General features: G+C 43.0%; 13 protein-coding genes and 1 tRNA gene. 8 read left to right on the top strand and 6 right to left on the bottom strand.

Translation table 11 applies throughout. The features are described 5' to 3' along the window. Window positions 1-200: 200 nt before the first annotated feature. From HWQ23_RS12470 to HWQ23_RS12450, 5 genes are all read left to right on the top strand, one after another. A complete protein-coding gene (locus HWQ23_RS12470) occupies window positions 201-1781 on the top strand; it encodes a group II intron reverse transcriptase/maturase (protein ID WP_292828535.1) in 1581 nt (526 codons plus the stop codon). Window positions 1782-1874: 93 nt separating this feature from the next. After that, window positions 1875-2516 (top strand): 5'-methylthioadenosine/S-adenosylhomocysteine nucleosidase family protein, encoded by a 642-nt coding sequence (locus tag HWQ23_RS12465; RefSeq protein ID WP_292828521.1) that lies wholly within the window; start codon window positions 1875-1877, stop codon window positions 2514-2516. A gap of 493 nt (window positions 2517-3009) precedes the next feature. Then, complete coding sequence (locus HWQ23_RS12460) at window positions 3010-4722, top strand: putative bifunctional diguanylate cyclase/phosphodiesterase (RefSeq protein WP_292828518.1); 1713 nt, start codon at window positions 3010-3012, stop codon at window positions 4720-4722. A 235-nt stretch (window positions 4723-4957) separates the two neighbouring features. Further along, window positions 4958-6082 carry a site-2 protease family protein gene (locus tag HWQ23_RS12455; protein WP_292828515.1) on the top strand — a complete coding sequence of 375 codons (1125 nt, stop codon included), beginning with the start codon at window positions 4958-4960 and terminating at the stop codon, window positions 6080-6082. A gap of 224 nt (window positions 6083-6306) precedes the next feature. Further along, window positions 6307-6630 carry a hypothetical protein gene (locus HWQ23_RS12450; RefSeq protein WP_292828512.1) on the top strand — a complete coding sequence of 108 codons (324 nt, stop codon included), beginning with the start codon at window positions 6307-6309 and terminating at the stop codon, window positions 6628-6630. On the opposite strand, the gene nagA is transcribed toward HWQ23_RS12450, so the two are convergent. Next, window positions 6627-7808: an N-acetylglucosamine-6-phosphate deacetylase gene (gene nagA / locus HWQ23_RS12445; RefSeq protein WP_292828509.1), complete on the bottom strand. Its 1182-nt coding sequence runs from the start codon at window positions 7806-7808 to the stop codon at window positions 6627-6629. The two genes, HWQ23_RS12450 and nagA, sit on opposite strands and share 4 nt — an antisense overlap. A 106-nt stretch (window positions 7809-7914) precedes the next feature. On the opposite strand from nagA, the gene purE reads away from it, so the two are divergent. Both purE and HWQ23_RS12435 read left to right on the top strand, forming a co-directional pair. Beyond that, a complete protein-coding gene (purE, locus tag HWQ23_RS12440; RefSeq protein ID WP_292828506.1) occupies window positions 7915-8433 on the top strand; it encodes a 5-(carboxyamino)imidazole ribonucleotide mutase in 519 nt (172 codons plus the stop codon). A 79-nt stretch (window positions 8434-8512) separates the two neighbouring features. Beyond that, window positions 8513-8812: a putative quinol monooxygenase gene (locus tag HWQ23_RS12435; RefSeq protein WP_292828503.1), complete on the top strand. Its 300-nt coding sequence runs from the start codon at window positions 8513-8515 to the stop codon at window positions 8810-8812. Between the two features lie 196 nt (window positions 8813-9008). Here the strand turns inward: HWQ23_RS12435 and HWQ23_RS12430 are convergent. The 4 genes from HWQ23_RS12430 to HWQ23_RS12415 all read right to left on the bottom strand — a co-directional run bounded on the left by HWQ23_RS12430 (window position 9009) and on the right by HWQ23_RS12415 (window position 11942). Continuing rightward, window positions 9009-9081, bottom strand: a tRNA-Phe gene (locus HWQ23_RS12430). 79 nt (window positions 9082-9160) lie between these two features. Next, window positions 9161-10042, bottom strand: a complete 882-nt coding sequence (locus HWQ23_RS12425) for a metal ABC transporter permease (protein ID WP_375466662.1) — start codon at window positions 10040-10042, stop codon at window positions 9161-9163. Window positions 10043-10163: 121 nt separating this feature from the next. Next, a complete protein-coding gene (locus HWQ23_RS12420) occupies window positions 10164-10940 on the bottom strand; it encodes a metal ABC transporter ATP-binding protein (RefSeq protein WP_292828500.1) in 777 nt (258 codons plus the stop codon). 60 nt (window positions 10941-11000) lie between these two features. Continuing rightward, window positions 11001-11942, bottom strand: coding sequence for a metal ABC transporter substrate-binding protein (locus HWQ23_RS12415; RefSeq protein ID WP_292828530.1), 942 nt, complete (start codon window positions 11940-11942; stop codon window positions 11001-11003). 405 nt (window positions 11943-12347) lie between these two features. On the opposite strand from HWQ23_RS12415, the gene HWQ23_RS12410 reads away from it, so the two are divergent. Then, window positions 12348-13973, top strand: a complete 1626-nt coding sequence (locus tag HWQ23_RS12410; RefSeq protein ID WP_292828497.1) for an iron uptake porin — start codon at window positions 12348-12350, stop codon at window positions 13971-13973. Between the two features lie 153 nt (window positions 13974-14126). Here the strand turns inward: HWQ23_RS12410 and HWQ23_RS12405 are convergent, their stop codons facing one another. After that, on the bottom strand, window positions 14127-14822 hold the full coding sequence (locus HWQ23_RS12405; RefSeq protein WP_292828494.1) for an Npun_F0296 family exosortase-dependent surface protein: 696 nt from the start codon (window positions 14820-14822) through the stop codon (window positions 14127-14129). Window positions 14823-14989 lie beyond the last annotated feature (167 nt).

Below are 14989 nucleotides of genomic sequence, written 5' to 3'. Positions count from 1 at the left end.
CTTTGGGAGAAGACCGGACTGCCTCACCGCAACGCAGTGGCTCATCAATCTCTCCGAGGGAACGAATAAAAACGAGTTGTGGGTCTAGGGGCAGTCGAACCCCAAGTAGCCCAGACGAGCGGAGGAATCCCCACAATTCGGGTAGGACAGACCGTAATTGGTCTGAGGTGTTCAGAAAAATACAAACTCTAGAAGAGAAAATGATTAGACACAGTTATAAAACTAGTGAATCTTGGAAAGCCCTACCGTGGAAGAAATTCCGCCGAAATCTTCTCCGCCTTCAAAAGCGTGTATTTAAAGCTGTTCAAGTTGGAGACAAGCGGAAAGCTCGGTCGCTCCAAAAGCTTATTCTTAAATCCACCTCGGCTCGATTTCTTGCAATAAGACAAGTATCTCAGCTAAACTCTGGTAAAAAGACGGCTGGTACTGATGGTAAGAAATCCCTCTCATTTGAAGAACGCTTCAATCTTGAAGAATTACTGAGAATGAACAGTGGAAATTGGAAGCATCAAGGACTACGGGAAATCCCCATCCCCAAAAAGGACGGGACTACCAGAATGCTTAAAATACCAACCATCGCGGATAGAGCTTGGCAATGCCTCGCAAAATATGCACTCGAACCAGCACACGAAGCCAATTTCCACGCCAGGAGTTACGGGTTCAGAACTGGGCGCTCTGCCCACGATGCACAAAAGTACATCTTTGAAAACCTTAAATCCACATCCAATGGAATAGAAAAACGAGTAATTGAACTCGATATTGAAAAGTGCTTCGATAGGATTAACCACTCAGCAATAATGGACGAACTCATCGCCCCCAAAGGCTTAAAACTCGGTATCTTCCGATGCCTCAAGGCTGGAGTCAACCCAGAATTCCCCGAACAAGGAACGCCCCAAGGGGGAGTGGTCAGCCCATTACTAGCTAACATTGCACTCAACGGGATTGAGAGTATCCACAGATACCACGTTCAATATAGAGATGGTAAAAGGATTACACCTAAAACATCGGCAGAACAAATTGCCGAGCCATCAATCCGATACGCGGATGACATGGTTATTATACTCCGACCCGAAGATGATGCAATAGAGATACTTGAAAGAATCAGCGAGTTCCTCCGCAAACGCGGAATGAAGGTAAGCCAAAAGAAAACCAAAGTCACCGCCGCGACAGATGGGTTTGATTTCCTCGGCTGGCACTTTAAAGTCCAGAAAAACGGAAAGTTTAGAAGCACTCCCTCAGTGGATAACTTCAAAGCATTCCGTAAGAAAGTAAAACACATCGTCAACAACTCGAATTATGGTGCTACCACAAAGGCTGAGAAATTAGCCCCGGTAGTTAGAGGTTGGAGAAATTACCATAAGTTCTGCAAGATGGACGGGTCTAAAAACTCGCTATACCACATCGAAACAAGAGCATACAGGGTATTTAACAAGGAAACCAAGCAAAACCGCTACTCTAGCAAGAAATTACTAGACAAGGCATTTCCATCAGTTCCTTACTCCGAAAATAAACACGTCATGGTCAAAGGATTAAAATCCCCCTATGACGGAGATATAGCCTACTGGAGCGAACGTAATAGTAAGCTCTACGAGGGCGAAACTTCTATTGCTCTTAAGAAGCAAAACCATAGATGTGCTTCCTGCGGCTTAAAGTTCATCGATGAGGAACGGGTACACCTGCATCACATCGATGGAAATCACGCCAACTGGAAGAGAAATAATCTTGAAGCAATTCATGAGAGTTGCCACGATTATAAACACATGAGCAAAAGCGCAAGCTAAGAACATCGGGAGCCGTGTGCAGTGAAAGCTGCACGCACGGATCTAACTGAGAGATGCGGGGAATAATATCCCCCATCGACTCAACCTAAAGCTGTGTGTCGCGCCTTTCGCGGCGTTATTGGCTCTATCCCCACGGTAGTAGCCATACCTGTTGGCATGAAGCCTTTACTGAAATATCTGCACGCATCTCAAGGAAATGGGCAATTTCTGGCTCCTAAATCCAGGGTGCTGATTATGGGTATATGTGGCAGCTTGAGCGATCGCTACAAAGTTGGTGATATTGTCTTGTATCAAGATTGTGTTTATCAAAACAAGCAGCAAGAATGCGATCGCACTTTTACAGCACAATTGCACTCTTATTTATCAGATAAAGCATCATTAGTCAAGTCAATGACAAGCGATCGCCTCATTTGGTCTGCTGGTGAAAAACGCCGTTTAGGTGAGACTTTGGCAGCTGATGTTGTTGATATGGAAGGATTTACCGCCCTAGAGTTTTTCAATGCGGCTGGGGTGTCCGTGGCAATGCTGCGAGTAGTCAGCGACGATTGTCAGCATAATATCCCTGATCTCACATCAGCGATTAACTCTGATGGCTCCCTAAACCCTTTGCCTTTAGCGATCGGAATGCTTCGACAACCCCTTGCTGCTACTCGGTTGATTCGAGGTTCATTAACAGCATTAAAGGTTTTAGAGCAAATTACAAATCGGCTTTTTTCTGGCTATAGCCTGAAATAATCTCAAAATAATAGACCTCTTGCATAAGTCGAAATTTGTGAAATCGAACCACAGCTAAACAGGGAGCATCTCAATGAGCGCAAATATACCAGATGAGAAACAAGATTCTTGCTCCCTCTCCTTGCTAAGGAGAGGGTTGGGGTGAGGTTTTACAAGGCTTTTTACACTCATTGAGATGCTCTCGGTAAATACAGATAAATATCAGTGTTTACCTATAGTTAATTTTGCTCTTATATCACGTTAAACCCAACTAAGAACTACTAATAGGGTAACAATCAACACAATTGGCTATTAATTGTGAAATTCCTTGTGGAATAAGTTTTACAGAAACTTTATCGTTAGATAGATCAAGTAGAAAGATATATTGGGAAGCATAAAATATAACCTTATCAGGGTTGGGTTCCACGAGGGCTGATTCCACTGGATGATGAATCAAAAATATTCTTTTGCCAGGATAGCTCGGAACTAATTCGCCAATTATCGAGCAGAATTTATGAATCTTAATCACAAGCTTTACTTATATTCCTTCCTAGCTCGTTTCAGATGGCTCAAGAAAAGTTACACCGCTAAAATCATGTTGGTGGCATTTTTGGGCACTCATGTACCACTTCTGACCTTACTCTTGAGTTTCGTTATCTCAAACTCCTATTCCTTGGAGATGGCGGCGCGAGTTATGATCGTTGCTCTGTTGGCTACGTTAGCGGGTACTGCTGTCACCCTCTACGCCCTAAACCACCTCCTGAAACCGGTTATTTTGACATCTGCGGCATTGCAAAATTATTTAAACACCAAAACCCTACCGGAATTACCCACAGATTTTGCTGATGAAGCGGGGACATTGATGGCGGATACCTCACAAACTCTTCACAAATTAGATGAGTTAATTCACTACATCACTCATTATGATGATCTAACTGGATTACCCAATCGTGATTTATTCCGCGATCGCCTCCATCAGACTCTATCCCAACCTGAAAACAACCAGCGCCTTGTAGCTATCTTTTTGCTGGCTATTGATGATTTCACTGGTATGAGTCATGGGTTGGAGCATCAGACAACAAATTTGTTGTTAAGAGCAGTTGCTCAGAGGTTATCAGCCTGCATGGCGCAAACAGATATTCTTGCCCATTTGAGTGGAGATGAATTTGTTCTTGCCCGTATGGACATTGTTTCTTTTGAAAGTGTGATTAAGCTATCTCAACTGCTGTTAAGTACGCTGAGAAAACCCTTTTTTTTAGAGGGTAAATCGATTCATGTTACCGCTAGCATCGGCATCACAATTAATGACCTAAATGATTCTAATAGCGTAGATGAACTCTTGCAACAGGCTCACATGGCACTATACCAGGCGAAGCAGCAAGGGCGTAGCCAATACCAATACTATTCGCCGGAAATTAATGCTCAGTTGCAGGAGCGGCTAACCTTAGAAAATGAGTTATATGGAGCGCTTGGGCGCAACGAAATGCTGGTTTATTATCAACCTCTGATTGATTTAGACAACGGACAAGTTACAGGTATGGAAGCGTTGGTTCGCTGGCAGCATCCTACTTTAGGTTTGATTTCTCCAGCCAAGTTTATTCCCATTGCCGAAGCCAATGGTTTGATCGTGCCAATTGATCAATGGGTCTTGCGAACTGCTTGTGCTCAAAACCGTGCTTGGCAGCTTGCTGGATTTAGCCCAATTCGGATATCTGTAAATCTGTCATCTCGACAGTTTGAACAACCGAATCTGGTTGAAGTCGTCAGCCAAATTATTGAGGAAACTGGACTCAAAACATCTTACTTGGAACTGGAAGTAACGGAAAGCTTCTTGATGGGTGACATTGAGCGATCGGTTAAAACCTTAAAAGAATTACGAGAACTCGGTATATGGTTGGCTCTAGACGACTTCGGCACCGGTTATTCCTCTCTCAACTACTTGAAGCGCTTTCCTGTGAATATGCTCAAGATTGATCAGTCATTTGTACGGGATGTCACCTCCAATCCTGATAGCGCCGCCATCACGGATGCGATTATTGCCCTCGCCAAGAGCCTGCGGTTGAAAATCACCGCAGAGGGTGTGGAAACCAAAGAACAGCTTGACTACCTGCAAATGCAGGGATGTGACGAAGGTCAGGGTTACTACTTCAGTCGTCCTGTCCCTGCTGATATAATCACCCCGATGTTGCAGAAAAGTTCTCACCAAATGGAGATAATGGCAGCATAGGTGGATGCCTAATACCATTTACAAAAAATCTTACCTCGTTAAGAGTCTCAGACTGGGAATGCCTCTGATTGGGGCTGCCGCCTCTCTTACTCGCGGCAGCAGGCCAATAACCGCACCTTTACGGACGGACACCACTACTGTCATCAAGGTTAAAATCTCTTAACATTTCGTTACACTAAAAACATCGAGAAGGACAAAAGTAAACCTCTCGAAGCTGAAATCAAAGGTGAGCGACATGAATGGCACAATTCGCGTTGGTAATCTCTTCGGAATTCCCTTCTATATCCATCCGTCATGGTTTTTAGTTCTGGGTTTGGTAACTTGGAGCTATAGCAGTGGACTGGCGGCGCAATTTCCCCAATTGTCTGCGGGATTAGCTTTGCTACTAGGACTGATGAGTGCGCTGATGTTATTTGCCTCTGTCGTCGCCCACGAATTAGGCCACAGTTTCGTTGCGATTGGTCAGGGAATTGATGTCAAATCGATCACACTGTTTATATTTGGCGGTTTGGCTAGCTTAGAAAAAGAGTCGAAAACCCCAGGTGAAGCATTCTGGGTAGCGATCGCTGGGCCATTAGTCAGCTTATTACTATGCGGTATCCTTACAGCTATTGGTGTTACGACTGCTGCATCAGGGCCGTTAGCTGCAATTCTTGGTGTTCTAGCCTCTGTTAACTTGGCATTAGCCCTGTTTAACCTGATTCCTGGCTTGCCCTTAGATGGCGGAAATATACTGAAAGCCATCGTTTGGAAAATTACAGGTAATCCTTATAAAGGTGTAACCTTTGCAAGTCGAGTTGGGCAAATCTTTGGTTGGGTAGCAATTCTTTCTGGTATAGTTCCCCTACTATTATTTGGCAGCTTCGGTAACTTCTGGAATTTGTTAGTTGGCTTCTTCTTGTTGCAAAATGCTGGTAATGCGGCTCAATTTGCCAGAGTGCAAGAAAAACTCACAGGTTTGACAGCCGAGGATGCTGTAACTCATGATAGCCCGATTGTATCTGCTAATCTTAGCTTGAGAGAGTTTGCCGATGAGCGAGTCATAAGTGGGCAAAACTGGCATCGGTTCTTAGTGACTGATGATCATGGACAATTAGTAGGTGCGATCGCTGTTGATAATTTACGAAGCATTCCAACAGCACTGTGGTCAGAAACTCAAATCAAACAAGTCATGCGACCAATTACCGAATCTACCACAGTCCAATCCGATCAACCTCTGCTGGAAGTCATGCAGTTACTCGAACAACAAAAGCTGTCTGTCCTCCCCGTAATTCGTGAGAATGGTGTCCTAGTTGGAATCTTAGAAAAAGCTGCAATTATTCAGCTACTTCAAAGTCGAACTCAACCTAGCCCTGCATAGTTTATTGACACTCTCCCACCAAGCTTTGCTGTGGTGGGAGATTCTTGTTCCACAGAAACAGGAGTAACAGAGGCAAAAGCCAGTGGTTTAAAGGATTTTAAACCAGATTACCCCGTTAATAAACGATGGTGCGATCTCTAAAGTTCAATAAATCAAGTATCATGTTCTAATATTGTTAGTTAACGCCTGATCTCTGAGTCACACTAGACATAGGAGGATGATATATGAATTCGATAAATCCCCCTGAAAACGTGATTAATTGTTTGCAGACTATTTTGGATGCCACTGCTGCGGGAAATTACGAACTTTTTCTCACGGTAGGTGATTTAGAGTATAGAAGAGATATTACCAAACAAATATTTGACCAAGTTAGCTCCCCGCTAATTCCACGCATGTCTGAGGGTTATACAACTACTTATTTCGGTCATCTCAAACAAGGAGAAACTCAGACCTATTTGTGGAAGCTGAGTTTTGCTGATGATGGACATGAATTTATAGTACGTGTGGGAATGAAAGGAGACAAAGTTAATCTGATATGGATTACTTAAAATATACCCATATCTGCGGTGATAGCACGTTGCCAAGTTAATTCTTTTGTAGTCTCATCCCAATGCCAGCGTAATAAATTAGCGGGTTGACTCTTGGCAATTCCTGGTAAACCAATCGCTTGTCTAGGTGCATTAGTAGCTAAAGCGATCGCACTTTCCACGTCACAAATTCCCCATTTTACCAAATTCTGCACTCCCACCAACAAGGGTAAAGTCGTCCCCGACAAAGTGCCATCCGCCAGTTGTGCCGTACCGTTTTTAACTTCAATTTGCCGACTATCCCAAGGATACACGCCATCAGGTAGCCCCAAAGGTGCAAGGGCATCGCTGACAAGAAACAGCCCTTTCTCTTCATAGCTAGCACGAAGTAAAATTTGCAGCATTGTGGGCGAAACGTGTTTACCATCAGCAATAAAACCACACATCACATCAGGATGCGTAATTGCTGCCCCTAATAATCCTGGTTCGCGGTGATGTAATACTGGCATGGCGTTGAAAGCATGAGTTACCATCGTTGCACCCTGTTCAAAGGCACGTTGGGCTTGGGCAGATGTTGCTTGAGAATGCCCTAAACTGACAGTAATCCCCAGAGAACGCAAATATGGAATTACTTCACCAGTGAAATCTAACTCCGGTGCTAAGGTGATCACTTTCACCACATGAGCATAATTACCCAAAACCCGCTTTACCTCGTCAATTGTTAAGGGTAACAGGTACTCTGCTGGGTGTGCGCCCCGCTTTTGGAAATTCAAAAATGGGCCTTCTAGATGTACTCCCAGAATCTTGGCACCTGCTTGTTGAGTGGGTAGAACCTCAGCAATAATAGCAAGCGATCGCTGAATGTTTTCTACTGAAGTTGTCACAAGTGTCGGTAAAAATCCATCTACCCCGACATCCCACAAAAATTGCCTTATTTTCTGGAGTATATGAGCATTTTCAGCCGTCAAATCCGGAAATGCCAAACCCAAAGCACCGTTAATTTGTAAATCAACGCCACCCAATGAAATCCAGTCGCCTGCTACATCTATTACGGATGCACGGTTGTGTACTTCTGCTGTACCCATTGGCAAGATTTGCTCAATTATGCCCTGTTGATTAATCAAGAGCATCTGCAAATCTTTGTACCCTGGTACTCTAGCATTGATTATATCTACAGGATTTTGTGTTGCTTGGGTCATCACATTGGCGAAAAGATAGCTAAATCCTAAATCTCATCCGATTTTAGATGAAACAATCGTCGATTAATCCAAAATCCAAAATCCAAAATCCAAAATCCAAAATTCTATGACTCCCCTAGTTGGTATTATTATGGGCAGCGATTCCGATTTGCCCACGATGAAAGATGCGATCGCAGTTTGTGAAGAATTTGGCGTTGAGAGCGAAGTGGCGATCGTTTCTGCTCATCGTACCCCAGAACGCATGGTGCAATATGCTCAACTTGCACACCAACGCGGCATTAAAGTGATTATTGCTGGTGCGGGTGGTGCTGCCCATCTGCCTGGAATGGTAGCGTCTTTAACTCCACTTCCTGTCATCGGTGTTCCTGTACCTACCCGAAACTTACAAGGTGTTGATTCTTTGTATTCTATTTTACAAATGCCTGCGGGTATTCCTGTAGCAACAGTAGCGATCGGTAATGCCAAAAATGCCGGACTTTTAGCAGTACAAATCCTCGCAACTCAGCAACCAGAATTGCTAGAAAAAGTGCAACAATATCGCCAAACCCTATCCGAATCAGTAATTGCAAAGCAAGCAAAATTAGAACAACTAGGCTATGAGCAATATTTACAGCAAATGTTTTAAATAAATTTAAACACCAGAGCAGGGCAGCAGCAAGTCTTTTTCCTCTGCCCAATACCCAATAAAAAATGCCCAATAAAAAATGACTAACCAAACGATTCGCGTAGTTGCCCGTTTTATTGCTTTGCCTAACAAAGTAGAAGAACTCAAAGCTGTACTGTTGGAACTCATTGAACCAACCCGTCAGGAAGTAGGTGCGATCAAGTATGAACTTTTGCAAAACCAAAACGATCCAACAGACTTTACTTTTCTAGAAGAGTGGAATTCTCATGAAGCCCTGAATACTCATCTAGATTCACCCCATATCCAAGCGCTAGCAGCCAAACTCGAAGGTTTAGTGACTGCTGCACCACATATCGGCCGATACCATCTTTTGGCATAATCACATATTGCTAACTTGCAGCAGTCAGAGCTAGAGCAAAATCAACTACTTCAGCAAGCCCTAATTAGGAGAAGCTCAGAAGCTAGAGCTTTAGTAGAGTTTTAGTAGGCAAAAGCTTAGTAGAGATTGATATCTACTAAGCTTCTAAAGTAGCCTTAACGTGCTGAAATGCTTGATATGATTGAGTTTTAGAGTATGCCAGGAACCGGACTTGAACCGGTGACACGAGGATTTTCAGTCCTCTGCTCTACCAACTGAGCTATCCCGGCTGGGGCTTTTGTGAGCCACGATTACTAAATGTAGCAAACATTCAAGAAAATAGCAAGACCTTGGAGAGAAATAAAATATTTATGCAGCTTTCAAATTCAACTTGAACCAGATGAAAACGGCTACAAATAGCAGAAACTGGACAAGAACAATACTTGGCCCAGAAGCAAAGTTGAAAATACCTGACACAATGATGCCAGCAATGCTACTGATCGAACCAACTATCACAGACATGACTAGAAAGCGGCTAAAGTGGTGACTCATCAGTTTGGCGGTAGAGGCGGGAATAACCAAAAACGCGTTCACCAGTAAAACGCCGACAGCTTTAATTGCTACAGCAACGGCGAGTGAGAGCAAGACCACAAACACATAGCGGTACAATTGGACGGGAATACCTTGAACTTGGGCGACATCGGGGTTAAGGGTCAATAAAATTTGCTGCCGCAGGGTTGATAGTAAAAATATGCTACCTCCCACAAGTACCAGCAGCGTCAAAATCAAATCTGTGGTATCGATCGCTAGAATATCGCCGAACAGCACAGCCATCAAGTTGCCACGATATCCTTTAATTAGGCTTGTGAGAATTAAACCGATCGCTAATGCCCCAGATAGCACTATGCTAAGTACGCTATCGCTAGCTAAGTCGGTTTTGTCGATAAAGTAGAGGACAATAACGCCAAAAACCAAGGTAAAAGGTAACAGCATCCAAGTAGGATTTATTTGTAGCAGCACGCCTAATGCCACACCTACTAATGCTGCATGACCAACCGCATGGCTGAAAAAGGATAACTGGCGCAAGGTGACAAAACTGCCCAACATCCCACCAAGTATTCCCATCAAGGCAGCACCTGCGATCGCACGCTGCATAAAGGGCTGTTGTAACAAGCTTATCAAGTCATTAATATTGGCGATCGCTAGCCTTGCCATCTGACAATCATTGAAGAAATCTATAATTACTGGCATCTTTCATTCTTTAATTACGAATTACGTTAGCGTAGCGGTAGCGAGTCCGCGTTCGCTTTTAGCGTCTGTCTGCGACACGCTGCGCGAACGTAGAGAGCGTCATTACGAATTACGAATTATTTTAATGTTGGTGCTGGTAGCGACTGAAACCTGGACCATAGGTTGCTAACAGGTTTTGCGGTGAAAGGGCAATTTCCGGTTTACCAGTACAAACAATGCTTTGATTGAGGCAAAGTACGCGATCGCAATGGCGATTTACCATATCAATATCATGAGAAACTTGCAATACCGTCCAACTCTCTTCCCGCTTTAACTCATTTAGCAAAGCGTAAAAATCTGCTGTACCTTGGACATCAACACCAGCAAAGGCTTCATCTAGTACCAACAATTTCCGAGGCATTACCAAACAATAAGCCAATAAAACCCGCTTCAGTTGACCACCGCTAAGAGTACCAATAGCTTGATGCTGTAAATGATAAGCATCAGTTCGCCGTAAAGCTTCTGTTACTGCTGCCGATTTTTCCCGGTCTTGTTTCCACAACCTGGAGAAAAATGAATTCTTTCTTTTCCCTTCATTAGTCCATCCCAGCCCCACCAATTCGCTGACAGAAATCGGAAAGCTGCGGTCAAAGATGAAGTTTTGCGGCATATAGCCCAACAGGTGACGTAAACGCCCCAGCCTTGCAATTGGACGACCCAATATTTCAATCGTACCAGCACTTCGAGGTATCAAATCTAAAACCGCTTTTACCAAAGTACTTTTACCAGCGCCATTAGGGCCGACGATGGCTGTATCTGTTCCTGGCAACAATTCAAAGGAAACATCTCGAACAGCTAGATAGCTGCCTTGATAAACAGTTAATCCTTCTACTTTCAAAATAGCAATATCATTATTCATTATTTAAAAAATGATGTTTGATAAATTATGATTCATCAGTTTTAACTCCTAACTCCTAACCTATTTACACGCCGTTTCCAAAGTTTGTAAATTAGCTTTCATCGCCTGAAAATAATGCTGCGGATCTGTTTCGCCAGTTTCCAGAGAATCCAGAGGACGCAAAGTTAACTTCAAGTCTTTCGAGAGGCTACTTAGCAGTTTGTTATCTACTCCTGGTTCACTAAATAAAGCTTTCACCTTGTACTTTTTCACAGCATTGACTGCATTTTGCACATCGGTTGGTGAAAGTTGATCTTCGGGAATTTGCACTACAGCAACTTGCTTGAGGTTATAGCGTTTAGCTAAATATGGAAACGCATCATGAAAGGTAATAAAGGTACAACTGGGGGTTTTTTGTAAAGTCTGCTGAAATTCGCTGTTTAAACTTTCTAATTCTTTAATATAAGCCGCAGCATTCGCCTCATAAGTAGCTTTATTCGCCGGGTCAGCAGCAATTAATCCATCCCGAATATTAGTTACCTGTTGTTTTGCCAAAACTGGATCTAACCAAACGTGAGGATTACCTTGGGTATGTTCCTGGTCTTTTTCCTCTTGTGCCGTTTTCACAACAGGTGAAATTTCATTTAAGGGTTTAATACCTTTACTGGCATCAATTTCAGTTAATTTGGGATTTTGGGCATTTTTGACAGTATTTTCCAGAAATACCTCCAAACCTAAACCATTTTTTACTAACACATTCGCAGTAGCGATCGCTTTGACATTTTCTGGCGTCGCTTGGTATTCATGTACCTCCGTACCAGGTGGCACTAGAATTTCTACATCTGCGACATTTCCAGCCACTGCCTTAGTAAACAAATATATCGGTAAAAATGTCGTCACTACTTTAGTTTTTCCCGACTGCGCCCGTGGGATAGATGCAGCTTCCTGTGCTTGCGGCGACTGTTGGGAAGTTGTTCCCTGATTCGGACTCGATTGACTACAGCCAGTAGCCATTGAGAACATTACCAGAGCAATTGTGGGCAAGATGCCGCTTCTTAGCCTGCCTGTTCTAAGTCCTCTGCAATTCACAATCACGGTGTTTTCTCCTCAAAAGGGATGCAAGTCTGCCTCTGTCACAACTCTTATTCACAATCAGACCTATTCTGCATTTTATACTATAATAATTCTCATTCTCATTCAAGACACATAATATTATTCTGGGTTTGTTGTGTAATGAGTAACAACAAAATTTTTTCAGATAGTACATATCTGTGCAATTTAGTTTTCCCTGAATAGTTAGGGTTTATTGACTTTTTTTGTTAAAAAGTCTCCTAACTTCTGATAAGATTACTGACAAATATTCTCATAAAATACACGTTTAAAAAAACGTGGTTTGGGTGTGAATTGGAGATCAGTGGGAGGAGAAAAATGCAAAAATTCTGTAAATATCTGCTAGTTAGTCCAGCAGTCTGCGGTGTCATGCTATTTGTGAATACTGCTGCATTTGCAGGTGAAACATCTAGCACGTCTGAAATCAATCAACCGCAAGTTTTAGCTAATCCAGACGCAAGAGCTACGAACATAGCGCCAGATGAGAAAATGGCGCAAGTTACCTCCGTGTCTCAATTTTCCGATGTACAACCCACCGACTGGGCATTCCAAGCATTGCAATCTTTGGTTGAGCGCTATGGCTGTATTGCAGGATACCCAAATAGCACTTATCGTGGTAATCGGGCATTGACGCGGTATGAGTTTGCTGCTGGTTTGAATGCTTGTCTTAATCGGGTTAACGAACTTATTGCTACAGCCACTGGGGATTTAGTTAACAAACAAGATTTAGCCACATTACAAAAGCTGCAAGCAGACTTTTCAGCCGAACTGGCAACACTCCGAGGTCGTGTAGACGCAGTAGAAGCACGCACTGCTGAATTGGAGGCGAATCGGTTCTCAACCACAACCAAACTGAATGGGGAAGTGGTAATAGCGATCGCCAGTGTCATAAGTGGAAATACAGTTAATGGTGAAAAAGTCAACCAAAATACCGTCCTTGCAGATCGGGTGCGTCTGAACCTCGACACAAGTTTTACTGGTCAAGATTTACTCAGAACACGACTTCAAGCAACAAACCTAGACCCTTTCTCCCAAACTGCTACCTTTACACCAGAAGGTGACTTGCGATTTGCTGGTGGTAACAACAGTAATGGAGTTGTCATAGACGCGCTGTTGTATCAGTTCCCTCTCGGTAAGAAAACAGGTGTCACCCTGGAAGCAAATGCAGGTGCAATTGATGATTTCACTAACACAGTCAACCCGTACCTAGATGGGGACGGTGGTACTGGTGCCCTTTCCCATTTTGGGACTCGCAACCCAATTTATTATCTAGTCAATGGTACTGGTATAGGAATAAAACACGAGTTCAGTGATAACCTCGAACTAAGCTTGGGGTATTTAGCGAATGATGCTGCTAGCCCTCAGCTAGGCTCTGGACTGTTCAACGGTGCTTATGGTGCTATGGCGCAGTTAACTGTTAAGCCTAGCAACCAAATTACCCTTGGTTTGACCTACATTAACGCCTACAAAAATACTTTTTTTGCCAATGGTAGTGGTGGTAGCAATAACGCTAATGACAACATATTGCAGAATGCTTCTAGTAACTCCTACGGTATAGAAGCATCCTTTCAACCTAGCTCAAAATTCGTGATTGGCGGTTGGGCTGGCTTGACGAAAGCTCGCGTCCTTTCAGTTACTCCTGGTGATGCTGACATCTGGAACTATGCCGTCACACTGGCTTTCCCGGATCTTGGTAAAAAAGGTAACATTGCAGGCATTATTGTGGGTATGGAACCGAAAGTTACCAGTGTGAGCAGTTCTCTCAGCAATGCAGGTATCAACAAAGATCCAGATACTTCATATCATATTGAAGGTTTCTATCAATATAGCCTGAGTGACAATATCAGCATTACCCCAGGAATTATCTGGCTAACAGCGCCAGATCATAACAATCAAAACGATGATATCGTAATTGGTACAGTGAGAACCACATTCACTTTTTAATTTTCACAATCTTACCTGAAGACGCAAATTTATTTTTTGTGTCTTCGCTTTTTTGGATGATTTCAAAATAAAAACCCAGCATTTTTTGCTGGGTTTTATCTCTTAAAAGGAGAATGATATTGTTAATTTTTCAGACGGTGTAAATAGATTATTTTAAACTAACTTTGATTTCCGTTTCACAAATGAACCAGCACTCATAATACCGAACGCTAGCAAGCCCAATGTTGCAGTAGGTTCAGGGACACTAGCTAGTCTGTAGCTATGGTTATCACTTTCAAATGCAATACCACTAGAACTTAGAACTACCTTGTTAAAAGTCTGTCCCGGATCTGCGAGGAAATTAACGAAAACATTGTCCTGAGGGCTAGTCTGATTACCGCTAGCAGTAGTTCCAGGAACTTGGCTGCCAGTAAAGGTATTCAACAGAGTATTGCCGTTAAAAAATGCGATCGAATTATACGTGTCAATTGAACCCCACTGCAAGCCAAAGTAATCAAGTGCTTGAGCAAAATCAATCGTCACAGAACCAGTGTTGCCTTTAATGTTGGAGCTTACCGGAGAAATAGTTAAATATTTGCTTGTATCACCAGCCGGTGCAGCATATTGATCAGCTACGGTTCCTTGAACTACCGTGGGAGTACCAACAGGAGAAGAGTATTTAGCAAATCCAGTGGTCGGTGCGCCACTTTCAAAATTAACTGTAACGGCTCCAGGAACAGTAGAGAATATCCCATTCGCAGTAGGAGTTGTGCTTCCTGTACTCAGGCTAACAGCGCCAGCTGGGTTAGCACTCATCAAAAGAACTGCTGTTCCAACTAAAGCTAATGATAGTTTTTGCACAGTAGACATTAATTTATTTCCTTAAACATTTGATACCCATACCTTGGCATACCAGGCTGGAATTTGTGCAGTAGGCAGGAATCATTTTTATCAAAACAATTTATTGAGCCAAGAAATCTGAATATGGCAAAAAGCTCTTTATAATAAGGCTATGAAGATAATTAATCTATAAAATT

This window comes from Nostoc sp. JL33 (assembly GCF_017114985.1).
In the GTDB taxonomy this organism is placed as follows: Bacteria; Cyanobacteriota; Cyanobacteriia; order Cyanobacteriales; family Nostocaceae; genus Nostoc.
The sequence above is the reverse complement of the archived record's forward strand: the minus strand, read 5'-3'. Positions and strand labels throughout refer to the sequence as shown.